Here is a 16,018-nt window from a genome sequence, read left to right as displayed (position 1 = left end):
TTGTGGAAGCCTTGGAAGCTTTTCGGACAGCGATGTCTTTCCGTTTCTTTGAGTGGCTGACCGAGAATCGGGATGTGTTTGCCGCTTACAAAGCCAGTTTAGGCTTTGTTTGGGCTTGAAATTTGTTTAAGTCCCACTAACCCTAACAACAATTTTTGATTTTTACCAGAGGTCTAGTACAAGGACAAAAAGCTCATCTTGATTGAGTTATAGCACTTGCGGCCCTGTACGAGACGACCTCGAATCCTAACCCCGATCTTGAATAGGGACATCTCGTCTGAGGTGCTAATGAATAACACTTTTGGAATTAAAAGTCAATAGATTAAATATTAATTTTTGTAAAGAAAGGCCTGAGCATTTACTCAGAAAGCTCTTTACCATCTGTTACAAAATATGGCAAGATATTTATCGAATTGTGTCAAAACCCAGAGTAAATGCTCATTAGGGTGACATTTTCTGATACAAAACAGAAACATATATATCTAAACACCTTAAACAAAGGGCGATCGTCATCAGATGACGAAAATCACTTCATACCAGACTCAGCAATAATAAGGAGAACCATCATATATGTTCACTCACGTCAAGTCCACCATTCGTCACATAGTTCCCGACGGGTTGAATGGTCGATCGCTGGTCAAGGTGGTCTATGTCGTGCTAGAACCTCAGTACCAAAGTGCGCTGAGTAGTGCGGTCAGGGAAATCAACGCTAACAACCCGAAACTAGCGATCGAAATTAGTGGTTATTTAATCGAAGAACTGCGCGATGGGGAAAATTATCGCAATTTTCAAGAGGATGTAGCCAAAGCTAATATTTTCATTGCTTCTCTCATCTTTATCGAAGATTTAGCCGATAAAGTTGTGGCCGCTGTCAGTCCCCATCGGGATAAATTAGACGCAGCGATAATCTTTCCCTCTATGCCCCAGGTAATGCGCTTAAATAAATTAGGCAGCTTTTCCATGGCCCAATTGGGACAGTCTAAGAGTGTCATCGCTAATTTTATGAAAAAGCGCAAGGAAAAATCCGGCGCTGGTTTCCAAGATGCGATGTTAAAGTTATTGCGAACTTTACCGCAAGTCCTGAAATACCTCCCCATGGAAAAAGCTCAGGACGCACGCAACTTTATGTTAAGTTTCCAGTATTGGCTAGGAGGTTCCGCAGAAAATTTAGAGAACTTCCTGTTAATGTTGGCCGATAAGTACGTCTTCGATAACAAGGATGACAGTGTAGTTTATAAAGAACCGGTAGTTTATCCGGATCTGGGTATCTGGCATCCTTTATCCATGAAAATGTTCGAGGATGTCAAGGAATACTTCGCTTGGTACAATAACCGCAGTGATATTGCCGATGACCTCAAAGACCCCTTGGCTCCCTGTGTTGGCTTAATTTTACAGAGAACTCACCTCGTTACTGGTGATGACGCTCATTATGTCGCTCTCGTGCAGGAATTCGAGTCTATGGGTGCGCGAGTCCTTCCCGTTTTTGCTGGGGGATTAGATTTTTCTAAACCGGTAGAAGAATACTTCTGGGATAAAAGCTTAAAAGGAGTGGAAGCGGTTGCTATCGTTGATACGGTAATTTCCCTGACGGGATTTGCTTTAGTGGGAGGTCCAGCGCGACAAGATCATCCGAAAGCGATAGAATCCTTAAAACGTCTCAATCGTCCCTATATGTGCGCGTTACCGCTAGTTTTCCAAACCACCCAGGAATGGGAAGAAAGCGATTTAGGTTTACACCCGATTCAAGTGGCGCTACAGATTGCCATTCCGGAATTAGACGGTGCGATCGAACCTATTATATTATCAGGCCGGGATGGGTCCACGGGTAAAGCGATCGCCTTACAGGATCGGGTGGAAGCGATCGCTCAACGAGCGCTAAAATGGGCTACCCTAAGAAAGAAACCGAAACTAAACAAAAAAGTCGCCATCACTGTCTTTAGTTTCCCCCCCGATAAAGGGAATGTGGGAACCGCAGCCTATCTAGATGTGTTCGGTTCCATCTACGAGGTGATGCAAGCGTTACAAAATAACGGTTATGACTTGCAGGACTTACCCGCATCTCCCCGAGAACTGATGGAAGCGGTGATCCATGATGCTCAAGCACAATACCATAGTCCGGAGCTAAATATCGCCTATCGGATGTCCGTACCCGAATACGAACGCTTAACCCCCTATTCCGTCCGTTTAGAGGAAAATTGGGGACCACCACCGGGACATCTCAACAGTGATGGACAAAATCTATTAATCTACGGCAAAGAATTCGGTAATGTCTTTATTGGGGTTCAACCCACCTTCGGTTATGAAGGGGATCCCATGCGTCTGCTATTTTCTCGTTCTGCTAGTCCCCACCACGGTTTTGCAGCCTACTACACCTATCTCAATCAAGTCTGGAAAGCAGACGCGGTTCTCCATTTTGGCACCCACGGTTCCCTAGAATTTATGCCGGGGAAACAGATGGGAATGTCTGGGGAATGCTACCCCGATAACCTCATCGGGATGATTCCCAACCTCTACTATTATGCCGCTAATAACCCCAGCGAAGCGACGATCGCTAAACGTCGCAGTTATGCGGAAACCATCTCCTATCTCACTCCCCCCGCAGAAAATGCCGGACTCTACAAAGGGTTAAAAGAACTAAGCGAGTTGATCGGTTCCTACCAAACCCTGAAAGATAGTGGGCGTGGGGTGCAAATTGTCAATACCATTGTAGATAAATGTTTATTGGTAAATCTCGACAAGGATATAATTTTACCTGATGGTGACACCGCCCATCTCAGTCAAGAGGAACGGGATAATATCGTCGGTTCCGTCTATCGCAAACTGATGGAAATTGAATCGCGCTTACTTCCCTGCGGACTTCACGTTATCGGGAAACCCCCCTCGGCGCTCGAAGCGATCGCAACTTTAGTCAATATTGCCAGTTTAGACCGGGAAGAAGACGGTTTACTCTCCTTACCCCGAATTTTGCTCAACAGCATTGGCCGGGATATAGAGGAAGTTTATCGCAATAGCGATCGAGGGGTGTTAGAAGATGTGGAATTACTGCAAAACATCACCCTCGCGACTCGCGCTGCCGTTTCCGCTTTAGTCAAATCCCAAACCGACGCAGAAGGTCGGGTATCGATGCTTTCTAAGCTGAATTTCTTGAATATAGGCAAGAAATCGCCTTGGATCGAAACTTTACAGGAAATGGGTTATCCAAAAGTTGATCCGGTCGCATTAAAACCCCTGTTTGAATACCTAGAATTCTGTTTAGAACAGGTCTGTGCTGATAATGAATTAGGGGCCCTATTAAAAGCATTAGAAGGGGAATACGTTCTTCCCGGTCCCGGTGGCGACCCCATCCGTAACCCCGGAGTTTTACCGACGGGTAAAAATATCCACGCTTTAGATCCCCAGTCTATCCCGACCCTAGCGGCGGTAAAATCGGCTAAAATCGTGGTAGATCGTCTGTTAGAACGGCAAAAACTGGATAATGGCGGTAAATATCCCGAAACCATCGCTTGTGTTCTCTGGGGAACTGATAATATCAAAACATACGGGGAATCCCTAGCACAAATTCTCTGGATGGTGGGGGTTCGTCCTCTTCCCGATGCTTTGGGACGGGTGAATAAACTGGAATTAATTCCCCTAGAGGAGTTAGGAAGACCGCGCATTGATGTGGTGGTCAATTGTTCTGGTGTCTTCCGGGATTTATTTATCAATCAGATGAACTTGCTTGACCAAGGCGTAAAAATGGCCGCAGAAGCAAATGAACCGGTGGAGATGAATTATGTCCGCAAACACGCTAGGTCACAAGCAAAAGAAATGGGTTTAACGGTTCGACAGGCAGCCACCCGCATCTTTTCTAATGCTTCCGGTTCCTATTCTTCTAACATCAATCTCGCGGTGGAAAATAGCAGTTGGGAAGATGAAAAAGAGTTACAGAATATGTATCTCAACCGCAAGGGTTTTGCTTTCGACTCGGATAATCCGGGGATGATGGCCGATAATCGTCAGTTGTTTGAAGCATCTTTAAAAACTGTGGAGGCAACTTTCCAAAACTTGGATTCTAGCGAGATTAGTTTAACCGATGTTTCCCACTATTTCGACTCGGACCCGACAAAAGTTGTCGCTAGTTTACGCGATGATGGCAAAAAACCGGCGGCCTATATTGCCGATACTACCACCGCTAATGCTCAGGTGCGTACTTTATCGGAAACCGTGCGCTTGGATACCCGCACCAAGTTACTCAATCCCAAATGGTACGAGGGAATGTTAAGTCACGGTTACGAAGGAGTCCGAGAATTATCGAAGCGTTTGGTTAATACGATGGGATGGTCGGCAACTGCTGATGCGGTGGATAATTGGGTGTATGAAGATGTCAACACCACCTTTATTCAAGATGAGGAAATGTGTCAGCGTCTGATGAATCTCAATCCTAATTCTTTCCGCAAGATGGTGGGAACCCTGCTAGAAGTTAATGGTCGCGGTTACTGGGAAACTTCTCAAGAGAATTTAGACCGCTTACAGGAACTTTATCAAGAAGTGGAGGACCGTATCGAAGGAATCGAGTAATTGATCTAGTAAAATACCTAAAGGTAGAGAGGCAAAATATCGCTTCTCTACCATTTTTGTCTAGGAAAAACTTACAGTATTTGAATCACTTGTCTTGATCATCTTGTTCGGACTGAATTCTTCTCTCTTTATCCCCTGTAACAAAAACCGTCACCAAAACTGTTAAAGTACCCGCACTCATAATTCCAGATGCCCAAACTTTATCATTAATCCCCAGATAAATAGAGCCACCTAAACCAACTATCGCAATCGTAAAACCGGCAATTTGTCCAAGATAAGAGCGGATATTATCGTTTTTTACCAGTTCTGTTTCTATCTTTCTTCGATGTTCACCTTCTTTCTCCGTCATAGACAAAATCCTATCAGCACTACCAGGCAAAACTTCTTCATATCCTTTTAGAATTGTTGGATGAGGAATCGGGCCAGAAGAGAAGGTTATGCTTTTGTTTATTCGTCCCAGGAGAATCGAGATTTTAGTTGACTGATCAATAGTCTCATCTTCTAATATTTCATCTATGGACTCTAAAGGTCTTTCAACTAGCTCACCATTATCCCGGTCTTCTGACTTTTTACTTTCGTCGGACATTTTAAGACAACTTTCCCCCATATTCACAAATGGCATTGTAAATATCTAATCCCGTCTTCATCCAATCAGACTGAATTGCGGCAGCGTCTGGGTTCAAATGTACTTTTTTGCCCACAGGAACACGACAACGATAATCTAGATTGGCACGACAAGTCCCCCCTATATCTAGAACTGAGACCAGACCATCCATAAAGTACCGTCTAGGAATAGAGTAATTTTGGGAAGAAATGTCACGATAGTATTTTTTTACCATAACACCCTCGTTTAAGTTATGCCTACCCCTTTATTCTAGCATTTTATCATAGCAATTTTTTGAATTTATAAGAAATTATCACACTTAACCCATTTTTTACAGTTACAACACATAGCCACTACATTCGTACTATTAATGATCAAGGCAATTGACCGACCTTATCATTAAATCTTGACAAATATAAGTTTATAGCGGTAAGCGCTTGAGTGAGATACAGACCAAGCTTTGCCTAGCATGGTTTATAGCTCGTGACACTGTACCTCATACGACTGCACACCGCTATAAATTATAGCTATTGCGCCCTAAGACCGATAATATTTAATATTAACCAGATTTATACCAAAGATAAATCATTATGGAAAACGTCACAGAAACTCCCCTTTTATCCCCTAAAGGAACTTTTCCTGCCACTGTCGTTAAGGTTATTGACGACTATAAATTAGTAATGAATAGAGGTGAACAGAACGGAATTCGAGAAGGTCAAAGAATGATGGTTTATCGTATCGATGACGAAGAAATATTAGATCCCCATACTGGCGAATCTTTAGGGTTTCTCGAATTAGTAAGAGGTACGGGAAGAATTATTTTCGTTCAAGATAAAATATCTATAATTGAAACCGATCAGAAAAAAACTTATAGAAAAAGAATAGAAAATTCTTCTTTGGGATTGAGGAGTTATAAATCTGAAGTGGTAGAATCCGATGAATTAAAACCTTTTGATAATGCTCAAGTTGGCGATTTAGTCAAACCTATTTAGACCTATCGATGGAACAACCAATATTAGGATACTTTTTATCTCTTAAATATCCGATTTCAATTTATCCCGAAGAAGAAGGCGGATACACGGCACTAATTCCAGATTTACCCGGATGTATGAGTCAGGGTGAAACTTTAGAGGAAGTGATTATTAATATTGAAGAAGCGAGCGAATTTGGATAGAGACGGTTTATTTTAGTGGCAAAAAAGCAATTCCCCTGGCGTGCCTCTGAGAAAATTGAAAAAAGTGCCAAGTCAATCTCAGTAACGAGTCGCCATCTAAGAGAGATAAGTGAATACTACCCCAAAAACTGGGTAAAAAGAGGACTTCAAACATTACTGTCCGCAATCACCGAGAACCATTGGCTATTGAGCAGTGATGATTTTCAGGGTTTTCATTTGCAGTTGATTCAATTTCGACAGGACACGACGACGCAAAAAGAACTGTTGTTGTTGCCAGAGAGAAAGGGAACACCATTGATTATAGGCGGGAACACATTCATTCAAGATAAACTGATGCCAACACCGAACAAGATGGCTAATAGTCACGGTTTTCGACCTTTCTTGATAATGAGACTTTATTTGCTGCCTTAAGTAATTGTTGTCCCGCAATTGTTTGAGATAATAAATAATATCATTCTCATTATTAGCAGTAAAGAAATCTAGCTCACTTTTGTACTCTGCTTGAAAAGCGGATTCATTTCCTAAAATGGCAGGAACACCTGCTAACCAGGCATTATACAGCTTAGTGGCGGGTTTCCAAGGATAAGTCTCCTTGGAGTCGAAACAACGAACAGCGACGATTGCATCTGCTTGACGATAATCATGCCAAAACTCATCATTAGTTTGAATGCACCAGTTTAAACCTAAATGATCTACCTGCTGTTTCCATTCCGGTTTGCGTAAGGGGGGAGCTAAATTGTAGGTAATGCCAAAATAAACTACATTTTCAAACCGATCGCCCCGTCGGGGATCGCGAGGAATTAAGCCCGGTTGAGTCCAATGGGGTAAAAAGTATCGCTTACCAGGTAAAAGATATTGATCTGCGGCTATTGATTGTATATAAAGTTGAGAAGCAGTTAATTCCTGTCGATTCTGGACGATATGAATTTGAGCGTAGGGTTGAGGATTTCGATCTCCTTTAACACAAGCCAGTAATAACTTGGGATAGGGTTGAAAATCATAAGCTAACGATTCTCGATGACCAATTACAATACCTTCTTTAGGGATAGTATCTACTAATTCACAGGGAAAGTTCGATTCGCGTAATCGCAAATAAGTTTGTAAAATCCAAGCCAATGAACCTCGACCCGTTCGTAATTGATCGGCGTGATCGGGCAAAGGGTCGGGTCGATGGGAGGCGGGAAGATGAAAATAAATAGGAGGTATTTGCTCGACCATAAATTATAGTACTTACGCATTGACAAAGTGCCGATTCAGATCTTCATATCTAAAGTGCAACGAAGTCTGAAGTATGTTTGTAGAATACTTGATCGGGGGTTTGATAGTCAAGGGATTTTCGGCCTTGCTGATTTGAGACCTGAATCTTATTTTGTGGGATTTTTAAAACCTAGACCCAAACTAACTTTTGGATACGATGCACGGTTGGCATTCATACCTTGATTCAGCAACGCCATTTTCTCACTCTCGACTCACAGCGATCGCATCCTGCCGGAATTGAGGGATAACTTTCTCCGGTCTGCAAGCCGGAGGAGACAAAACTGGTTTATGCTAGAAAGAGTTACTCTTAACGTAACTTTACAAAGTCATCGATCGCCCACATTTATGGATTGCATCATCAATCGTCGAGCGAGGTTTTCAGCCAGCCATCGCTATTATCTACCAGAATGGGACGAAGCCGAAAATCAAAGACTTTTTGGTCTTGGTAGCCGTTTTCCCGGTCATGGTCACAATTACGAATTATACGTCTCCCTATACAAAGAACTCAATCTTTATGGCATGGTGGAAAATCTCTCCACCGTAAAACAGGTAATTAAACGAGAGATAACCAGTCAATTAGACTACTCCTATCTCAATCAAGTCTGGCCGGAATTTCAGCAAACCCTACCCACCACAGAAAATATCGCTAGAGTTATCTGGCAAAGATTAGCACCCTATTTACCATTAGTCAAAATTCAACTATTTGAACACCCCGAATTGTGGGCAGAATATCAAGGAAAAGATATGGAAGCAACTTTAACCGTCAAAACCCATTTTAGTGCCGCTCATCGTTTAGCTTTACCGCAATTAACCCTCGAACAAAACTCGGAAATCTACGGCAAATGCGCCAGGGTAAACGGTCATGGCCATAATTATCACCTAGAAGTATCCGTGGCGGGGGAAATCGATCCCCGCACCGGTATGATTGTAGATCTAGGGGATTTACAAAAAGCGATCGATGAATTGGTAGTAGAACCCTTCGATCATACTTTTTTAAATAAGGATATTCCCTACTTTGCCGAAGTGGTTCCCACCGCGGAAAATATTGCCTTACATATCGCTCAACTATTAGGGGAACGGATCCGCCAATTAGGAGCCGAATTAGATAAAGTTAAACTGATTGAAAGTCCCAATAATTCTGCGGAAATCCACTGTCGTGGTTTGGTTCAAGCTCCCCGACAACTTCTAGAAAAAACCCTGACAGCCGTTTAATTGCCTGTTAGTTAAGGTGATTAGGGTGAGCATGGCTCACCCTGATGGATTTAATTAGGGTTTGCTGAATAAATCTAAAAACCTTGTTGGATAACGCTTTTAGACTTTTTTTGCCTCAAAAAGTGCCGACCTTTGGAGTGATTGGGGGGAAAATCCCTGGACTTTTTTCCTGAAAATTAGGTAATTGACCACATGAAAATGAGTAAAACCCCACACCCCACACCCCACACCCCACACCCTACCCCCAGGAAAAACTTTTTCACCAGACCCTAATTAAACCCTAGTTAAACACTTCTCGCCATCCTCGCTTTCCTTTGCTTTGGCGTAAGGGAGAGGCTAAATCGACAATTTTCTCGAGCAGTTTCGGGGCCAATTTTTGACACCAAAGAGCTAGATGACTTTGCCAACCGACGACAATTTCCGTTTTGTCCCTATTTAACCCGGTAATTAGGGTTTGGGCGACTTCTTCGGCGCTCATCGGTTTTAACCATCGAAATAACTGCAATTCTCGCACCATATCCGTATCGGTTAAAGAGGGTAAGAGGGTGACAACTTTGATGTTGTGTTCCCGTAATTCCGACCTGAGAGCTTGACTAAAACCCAAAATGGCAAATTTGGTGGCCGAGTAGGTAGCAAAGCTAGGAGCGGCAATTTTACCCATCATGCTGGAAACATTGACAATCGTTCCCTGTCCCCGAATTGCCATCCGGCGGGCAATTAAGCGAGTAACCGTGTACAGGGCCATCAGATTTAAAGATATTTCTGCTTGCACTTGCGAAAATTGCGAGCGTAGAAAGGGGGTTTGATGGGCAATACCGGCACAGTTAACGAGGATATCGATGCCGCGGCATTCTTGCCAAACGCGGATAATTGAAGGACTAACAAGGTCATTTTCGGTTAAATCTAGGGCTAAAGGTGTGGCAATGACCCCTAGGGACTCAATTTCTTTGGCTAGTTTTTCTAATCGCTCTTGATCTCTGGCAACAATCACAATTCTGCTTAAACCTTGTCGGGCTAATTCTAAGGCGATCGCTCGTCCAATACCCCGGGATGCCCCCGTGACTAGGGCAGTTTTTCCCTGTAATTTCATGATCAAACTCCTGTTTTAAGCAACAGTACGGGAATTTATTGGTTTTGCTTCTGAAATCTTTTATCTGTGCATCTATACCCTACATAAGTAGCGAAGCAATCGAGGGATAGATGGATAGGTTAGGGTGCATGGGATTTTTCCTCCTTCAAAGCGCACTCTTGAACCCACGGTAACAGTTGTCTTTACAAACAGCAATCTTTTTTAATACTTTTTCCCCAAAATCACTCGATCGGATGAACGCTCAGGGTGATCCTCGATCGGATGGAAACCCTAGGGGACTTGCAGATATAGGTATTTTAAAGAGCTTACTACCGAGGGAGATAGAAAGTCTGGCAATGGACGCGACTACTATTGGCAGTACAAGGGACTTGACATCTTCACCGCACTGAAGTAGATCTTTTGGGCAATCTCCCATCTCCTAATCCCCAACCCCAATGAATAACCCCCCCGATAGTCCATTCAATTACACAGAAGCTTTTATTGCCCTAGGCACGAGTAATTTTGATCGCTCGGTGCAGTTTTATCGTCAACTGTTGCAACAGGAACCAAACCCCTACCTTGCCGACGTTTATGCGGAATTTAGGCTGATTAACCTTAAATTAGGTCTTTTTTGCCCTAAAGAGTCCCACAGAGACGAATTTAGCGATTCTAGGGGCAGTGGCATGAGCATTTGTTTCGAGGTGGAGAGTCTCGAAAAAGCCCTCGAGCATTGGAGCGAAATCGGCTATGGTGCTAGGGGAGAAATTAGCCAGGCTTCCCACGGTCCGGAAATCTACATCTATGATCCGGATGGTAATCGTTTAATTTTCCATCAATCCACCGCTAAAACCAATCCTTTCAGGTAGGAACCTTCCGAGTGATAGATACTGGTGGGATGGTCCGCCGGTTGGCTTAAACGTGCTAAAATTCGCACTGGGCGAGCCGATTCAATGGCGGCAGCCATGACAGCCCCCTGAAAATGTTCTTCGTTAACCACTTGGGAACAGGAAAAGGTGAAAATAATACCTTGGGGGCGAATTTTCTGGAAAGCTTGGTGATTTAATCTTTTATAAGCCATAACCGCCTGATGACGGGATTGGATACTTTTGGCAAAAGCGGGGGGATCGAGGACAATCAGATCGTAATCCTCCTGACAGTCGCGCAGGAAGTTAAAAACATCGGCACTGTAGGATTGATGGGGAACTTCGCTGAGATTATTCAGGGCGATATTTTTTTCGGTAAGATCGATCGCACCGTGGGAACTATCAACGGAATGGACTAGGGCAGCCCCCGCTTGCATAGCATAGACGGAAAAGCCGCCAGAATAAGAAAAAGTATTTAAAACCCGTTTATTCTGACAATATTGGGCTAATATTGCTCTATTTTCCCTTTGATCGAGGAAAAATCCCGTTTTTTGTCCTTTTTCCCAATCAATAATAAAGCGATGGCCGGATTCTAACACCTCATTGCCGTTTTTTTGACCAAATAAGTATTTATTTTCGGAGATATGGGCGCTTTTCGCCAAAACTGCGGCACTTTTATCGTAGATTGCCCGTAAATTGTCAGCGTAGATAGTTTTCAGACAATCGACAATCAGATCGAGACGTTGGTATAAAGCTAGGGAATAAGCTTGAATAACCGCCGTGCCATTGTACCAATCGACGATTAAACTGGGTAAACCGTCTCCTTCCGCGTTAATTAAGCGATAACAGTTAGTTTTCGGGTTATCCACTAAACCGATTTGTTGCCGCAGCTGATAGGCATTCTGGAATTTTTCGAGAAATAATTGAGCAATATCGCTAACTTTTTGGAAAGAAAGAATTTTAACGGCAATATTGCTAGGATTATACAGTCCAGTGGCTAGATATTCGCCTCGATCGCTATAAACCTCAACGATAGCACCCTCTTTGACTTCCCCCTCCATCTCTTTAATCGCCCCGGAAAATATCCAAGGATGGAATCGTTTAACAGCATCAATTTTATGGTTTCTCAGGATAATTTTCGCTAAATCTGGCATGGATAAAGAATCAGGGTTGATAGCTGACGGCTACTAGATAATTCTATTATCCCCTGCCAGCAGCACAAAACCATGGTTTGTTATCCCTCGATCGAGTGGCATCAAACCAAGTCCTAACAATCGAGGGATAATCAGAGGGAATTCTCGCCTATAATAAGTTAGATTTTAGCGATAGTCCCTCGACAAATGCCAAGAAAAAGTGATGCTGCCGGTGGTTTAAGTTTATGGTTTCAACGTTTGGGGGCTGCTGGTTTATTAGCGGGACAAACTTTTTTACATATTCTTAATGGCAAAATCCACCGGCGTAATACTCTGGAACAAATGAGTATTGTTGGGCCAGAATCCTTGACAATTGCCCTAATTACTGCTGCTTTTGTGGGTATGGTTTTCACTATTCAGGTAGCCAGAGAATTTATTTTTTTTGGGGCGGGTAGTTTTGTTGGGGGAGTCCTTTCCTTGGCTTTAACAAGAGAATTAGCCCCGGTTTTAACCGCGGTGGTGGTGGCGGGGAGAGTTGGCTCGGCTTTTGCCGCCGAAATTGGTACAATGCGAGTAACAGAACAAATTGACGCTTTATATATTTTAAAAACCGATCCGATCGATTATTTGGTCATTCCTCGGGTGATTGCCTGTAGTTTAATGTTACCCCTGCTCACTATTATCTCTTTAGTCACAGGGCTACTCGGTGGTTTATTTATTTCCGATAGTCTTTACGGTATTTCCTATTCCCTATTCTTGCAATCAGCCCAAAATTTTCTGGAAACATGGGATTTAATTAGTTCTATGTTAAAGTCCCTAATTTTTGGGGTTTTAATTGCTATTATCGGTTGCAGTTGGGGTTTAACCACCACCGGCGGTGCTAAAGGAGTTGGTCAATCTACTACCACGGCTGTGGTAACTTCTTTGTTAGCGATTTTTGTGGCTAATTTTTTCCTCTCTTGGCTGATGTTTCAAGGGACAGGTAATGTGGAGATAGGCTAAGACAGTAATCAGTAATCATTGATCAGTAATCAGTGCCAAGAAAACGGCAATTTTCTACTTAATACCGCTCACTAAAAACTCAAATCTGATCACCGATTACTGATAATTGTCTATTCTCAAGATTAGGATTTGTTGAAGGGATTGAGAGTAAGACAAGTTTTAATTAATTCCTCCACTCCCAGGACTGGATAAATAGGGACTCCTAACTGATTAATAACAGTTTCTAGGGTGAGATCATCTAAAAATACCGATTCCCCATGCTTGAGCATGAGGGAGGGTAATAAAACCCCATCCCCAAGATTTTTACCTTGTAATCCTTTGAGAATATCTTGCCCGGTTAATAAACCCGTAACCGTGATTTCCTGACCCCAATAATCACTATTTAAAGCCACTAATTCCACAGTTAAACCCCGCAGATTATTTAACTGTTTAACTAGGGGTTGAAAAGCTTGTTCTACCGCATTTCCCACTACCCATATCAATCGTCTAGATGGAGTAATTTGAGCGGGTAATAACTTCTTGGCTGTCTTCTGGAAATCCCTAATAAATTGACGAATCGAGCCAACTCCGTTACCGATTTGGGGATAGTCTTCGTAGTGAGATTGAGGTGGTAAATCGACTCGGGCAATTAAAAACCATTCATCGGCTAACCACACCACATTACTGCCAAATTCTTGACAAAATTGTTTCTGTAAAGTTTGGACTTGTTCGATCACTTCTCGCGCTTTTTCTTGGCTAACGGGAATTAATTCATCTTCTTGGGGACGAAAGCGGGTTAATCCCACGGGAACTACGGCAATCGACTCCACACAGGGAATATCTCCCCGATGAAAAGAAACCAGATCTAACAGGGTTCTTTCGAGATGAATTCCATCATTAATATTGGGACAAACTACCACTTGGGCATGAATTTGTAATTGTCTGGCTTGTAGCCATTTTAAATGGTCTAAAATTTGACCAGCGCGGGGATTTTTTAAGAGACGAATTCTCAGATCGGTTTCCGTGGCATGAACGGACACAAAAAGCGGTGATATGTGCATCTTTTCGATCCGCTGCCATTCTTTTGAGGTGAGATTAGTTAAGGTTAAATAACTGCCATAGAGAAAACTTAAGCGATAGTCATCATCTTTATAGTATAAAGTTTCTCTTTTGCCCTCTGGTTGTTGGTCGATAAAGCAAAAAGGACATTTATTATTGCACTGAATTAAGCCATCAAAAAGGGCAGTTTCAAACTCTAAACCTAAGTCTTCATGATAATCTTTTTCGATTTCTATCCGGTGAGTTTTGCCCTGACTATCAAGCACTTCTAGGGTTAAAAATTCATCGGCACATAAAAATTGATAATCGATTAAGTCCCGGGGACGATTACCATTGATAGAGAGGAGCGCATCCCCGATTTCAAAACCCACCTCGGCGGCGATCGAATCTGGGATGACACCACTAATTTTAGCTGGACGAATAGTTAATTCACTCATATTTTTAGGTCGCCATCCAATTATTTAACTGCATTTCCCAGAGAGTCTTTGGGGAGCATCTCACTTTTGTCAAGCTAATTCTACAGCATTTTAGGGCGATCGCTGTTAGGGATTGGGGAAAAAACCAAAAAGTTTAGCAGCCCCTCCTAAAATGGCCACAACCAGAGCGATGAGAATCCCCCGATTGGTAAATTCCTGATAGGCGACTCTTGCAGTTAACCCTTTAATTTCTGTGGTTAGTCGCTCATCTAAGGCTTTAATCTCCCCTTTGAGTTCGACTTGTCCTATTTCCACTTTCGTCAACCGTTCTTCTATCTTATCAAATCTCTTATCTACCTTATCAAATCTGTCATCGATCCGTTTTTCCAGAGAGTCAATTTTCCCCTCAATCCTTGTCAGAACTGCTTCTAGGGAATAAGTGACGGTTTCGTTAGCCATTTTCTGTCTCCTTTATCTCTTCTGGATTCACCATCGTGATCTCAATATCAGTATCGCTGATTTTTGCCTCCAAGTTTCAATCCCTAATAGGGATTAAGATTAATTGGAACTACCTTTTCTTGGAATCACTTGTATTTTTTGCATGACTTTTATTTAAATAAAGTTAAAAATATTATAGCACCAACAAAAAAGTAAGTAATTAATACTCAAATACTAAGATTGGTTTAATAATCTTAATAGTTATAACGTACATAATTTAAAAATGTTATAAAAAATTTTCAGTAAAAATACAATAAGGCGTTGTGGAATATTTGTATTAGTTTTGAAGTTGTATATGATTAAAGCTTTGTCCACATTTTTGTTGGTTGCCATGCAGTAAGCAGTAATAGCTAGTCCAGTTAATACTCTCACTGGATCTATGACAATATTTAAACAAGTAATGCCAATTAATAATCAATGGCAAGAACGTAGGTTGGGTTGAAGCATGAAACCCAACGCCCGATTATGTTACGCTACCGCTAACCCATCCTACAAATAATTGTGCCTCCCTACTTAATGCCAATTAATAATCAATGGCAAGTCGGTAGTCCGTGTATAGCAACTGGCGGATTTACGGATATATACAAAAATGGGGCTCTTCTGGTTTCTGTGTGGAAACGAGGTCTATACTGATAGTTTCTTCCGCAAAATAGTCCTAAAAGTCTTGCCCAGTAAGCATTTCACGATTCCATAAGCAAAAATTATCACACAAAGTCGAGAAGAGCCAAAATGGGACAATTGTTTTAAGAAATACTGATAATCAAATAGTGGCAGTCAGCGAATTAGAAGAAGGCAGATTAGGAATAATTTTGTCTTATTGGGTTTGTACTTTTGATTTCTCTTTAGCTACAGAAGACTTGAGAGATTTTCGGGGTTGCCGATTTTTACTTGATGGCTACCGGCAAAAGATAGCCACCAGCAATTGTATCAATTTGTCAAAGTTTGAACCTTTCCTATTCCCTTTGAGTTGCTTGTCTAACCTGTTCGATATCTAATTCTAAAGCTTGTGCTATCTGTTCAAAGTTTAATCCTAATGCCAATAAACGAGGAATAGAGGCTAATTTTGCTGCTAATTCACCTTCTTGTCGGCCCTCCTCTCTACCTTCTTCTAAAGCTTCCTGATACACTTTAGTTTTTTTTAAATCACTTAAACTAAACATCGCTTCTATCTCCTTTCTACTGACTTGGGGTAACT

Annotated in this window: 13 protein-coding genes; 6 read left to right on the top strand and 7 right to left on the bottom strand. The window is 42.2% G+C overall.

Going from position 1 to position 16,018, the window contains the following annotated elements; translation table 11 throughout:
• The first annotated feature begins 570 nt into the window (after positions 1-570).
• On the top strand, positions 571-4,557 hold the full coding sequence (locus tag IM477_RS06440) for a magnesium chelatase subunit H (RefSeq protein ID WP_287730990.1): 3,987 nt from the start codon (positions 571-573) through the stop codon (positions 4,555-4,557).
• An 85-nt stretch (positions 4,558-4,642) separates the two neighbouring features.
• Here IM477_RS06440 and IM477_RS06435 read toward each other — a convergent pair whose 3' ends face one another.
• Positions 4,643-5,143 carry a DUF2335 domain-containing protein gene (locus tag IM477_RS06435; RefSeq protein ID WP_287730988.1) on the bottom strand — a complete coding sequence of 167 codons (501 nt, stop codon included), beginning with the start codon at positions 5,141-5,143 and terminating at the stop codon, positions 4,643-4,645.
• 608 nt (positions 5,144-5,751) lie between these two features.
• Here IM477_RS06435 and IM477_RS06430 point away from each other — a divergent pair.
• Positions 5,752-6,153, top strand: a complete 402-nt coding sequence (locus tag IM477_RS06430; RefSeq protein ID WP_287730986.1) for a hypothetical protein — start codon at positions 5,752-5,754, stop codon at positions 6,151-6,153.
• An 8-nt stretch (positions 6,154-6,161) separates the two neighbouring features.
• Positions 6,162-6,335, top strand: a complete 174-nt coding sequence (locus tag IM477_RS06425) for a type II toxin-antitoxin system HicB family antitoxin (protein WP_287730984.1) — start codon at positions 6,162-6,164, stop codon at positions 6,333-6,335.
• Positions 6,336-6,518: 183 nt separating this feature from the next.
• On the opposite strand, the gene IM477_RS06420 is transcribed toward IM477_RS06425, so the two are convergent.
• Complete coding sequence (locus IM477_RS06420; protein WP_125731972.1) at positions 6,519-7,553, bottom strand: hypothetical protein; 1,035 nt, start codon at positions 7,551-7,553, stop codon at positions 6,519-6,521.
• Positions 7,554-7,937: 384 nt separating this feature from the next.
• On the opposite strand from IM477_RS06420, the gene IM477_RS06415 reads away from it, so the two are divergent.
• Positions 7,938-8,804: a 6-pyruvoyl trahydropterin synthase family protein gene (locus IM477_RS06415; protein WP_287730992.1), complete on the top strand. Its 867-nt coding sequence runs from the start codon at positions 7,938-7,940 to the stop codon at positions 8,802-8,804.
• Between the two features lie 280 nt (positions 8,805-9,084).
• Here IM477_RS06415 and IM477_RS06410 read toward each other — a convergent pair whose 3' ends face one another.
• Positions 9,085-9,894, bottom strand: coding sequence for an SDR family NAD(P)-dependent oxidoreductase (locus IM477_RS06410; RefSeq protein ID WP_002758498.1), 810 nt, complete (start codon positions 9,892-9,894; stop codon positions 9,085-9,087).
• 434 nt (positions 9,895-10,328) lie between these two features.
• Between IM477_RS06410 and IM477_RS06405 the strand changes: the two genes are divergently transcribed.
• The gene (locus IM477_RS06405; RefSeq protein ID WP_012264657.1) at positions 10,329-10,739 is read left to right on the top strand and encodes a VOC family protein; all 411 of its coding nucleotides are present in this window, start codon (positions 10,329-10,331) and stop codon (positions 10,737-10,739) included.
• On the opposite strand, the gene IM477_RS06400 is transcribed toward IM477_RS06405, so the two are convergent.
• Positions 10,706-11,890, bottom strand: coding sequence for a class I SAM-dependent rRNA methyltransferase (locus IM477_RS06400; RefSeq protein ID WP_287730982.1), 1,185 nt, complete (start codon positions 11,888-11,890; stop codon positions 10,706-10,708). The two genes, IM477_RS06405 and IM477_RS06400, sit on opposite strands and share 34 nt — an antisense overlap.
• Before the next feature lie 186 nt (positions 11,891-12,076).
• On the opposite strand from IM477_RS06400, the gene IM477_RS06395 reads away from it, so the two are divergent.
• Positions 12,077-12,871: an MlaE family lipid ABC transporter permease subunit gene (locus tag IM477_RS06395; RefSeq protein ID WP_286826084.1), complete on the top strand. Its 795-nt coding sequence runs from the start codon at positions 12,077-12,079 to the stop codon at positions 12,869-12,871.
• Positions 12,872-12,993: 122 nt separating this feature from the next.
• Here IM477_RS06395 and IM477_RS06390 read toward each other — a convergent pair whose 3' ends face one another.
• The 3 genes from IM477_RS06390 to IM477_RS06380 all read right to left on the bottom strand — a co-directional run.
• Positions 12,994-14,346, bottom strand: coding sequence for a TIGR03279 family radical SAM protein (locus IM477_RS06390; RefSeq protein ID WP_287730980.1), 1,353 nt, complete (start codon positions 14,344-14,346; stop codon positions 12,994-12,996).
• A gap of 105 nt (positions 14,347-14,451) precedes the next feature.
• Positions 14,452-14,784: a DUF4164 family protein gene (locus IM477_RS06385; protein WP_004163367.1), complete on the bottom strand. Its 333-nt coding sequence runs from the start codon at positions 14,782-14,784 to the stop codon at positions 14,452-14,454.
• Between the two features lie 992 nt (positions 14,785-15,776).
• On the bottom strand, positions 15,777-16,018 hold a 242-nt coding region (locus IM477_RS06380), incomplete at its 5' end, for an Rpn family recombination-promoting nuclease/putative transposase (RefSeq protein WP_287730978.1).

It is taken from the genome of Microcystis sp. M090S1 (assembly GCF_020246295.1).
Classification (GTDB): Bacteria; Cyanobacteriota; Cyanobacteriia; order Cyanobacteriales; family Microcystaceae; genus Microcystis; species Microcystis aeruginosa.
The sequence above is the reverse complement of the archived record's forward strand: the minus strand, read 5'-3'. Positions and strand labels throughout refer to the sequence as shown.

Coding starts and splice junctions, on each gene's coding strand:
- IM477_RS06440 (WP_287730990.1), top strand. CDS start 571: ATGTTCACTCACGTCAAGTCCACCATTCGTCACATAGTTCCCGACGGG.
- IM477_RS06435 (WP_287730988.1), bottom strand. CDS start 5,143: ATGTCCGACGAAAGTAAAAAGTCAGAAGACCGGGATAATGGTGAGCTA.
- IM477_RS06430 (WP_287730986.1), top strand. CDS start 5,752: ATGGAAAACGTCACAGAAACTCCCCTTTTATCCCCTAAAGGAACTTTT.
- IM477_RS06425 (WP_287730984.1), top strand. CDS start 6,162: ATGGAACAACCAATATTAGGATACTTTTTATCTCTTAAATATCCGATT.
- IM477_RS06420 (WP_125731972.1), bottom strand. CDS start 7,553: ATGGTCGAGCAAATACCTCCTATTTATTTTCATCTTCCCGCCTCCCAT.
- IM477_RS06415 (WP_287730992.1), top strand. CDS start 7,938: ATGGATTGCATCATCAATCGTCGAGCGAGGTTTTCAGCCAGCCATCGC.
- IM477_RS06410 (WP_002758498.1), bottom strand. CDS start 9,894: ATGAAATTACAGGGAAAAACTGCCCTAGTCACGGGGGCATCCCGGGGT.
- IM477_RS06405 (WP_012264657.1), top strand. CDS start 10,329: ATGAATAACCCCCCCGATAGTCCATTCAATTACACAGAAGCTTTTATT.
- IM477_RS06400 (WP_287730982.1), bottom strand. CDS start 11,890: ATGCCAGATTTAGCGAAAATTATCCTGAGAAACCATAAAATTGATGCT.
- IM477_RS06395 (WP_286826084.1), top strand. CDS start 12,077: ATGCCAAGAAAAAGTGATGCTGCCGGTGGTTTAAGTTTATGGTTTCAA.
- IM477_RS06390 (WP_287730980.1), bottom strand. CDS start 14,346: ATGAGTGAATTAACTATTCGTCCAGCTAAAATTAGTGGTGTCATCCCA.
- IM477_RS06385 (WP_004163367.1), bottom strand. CDS start 14,784: ATGGCTAACGAAACCGTCACTTATTCCCTAGAAGCAGTTCTGACAAGG.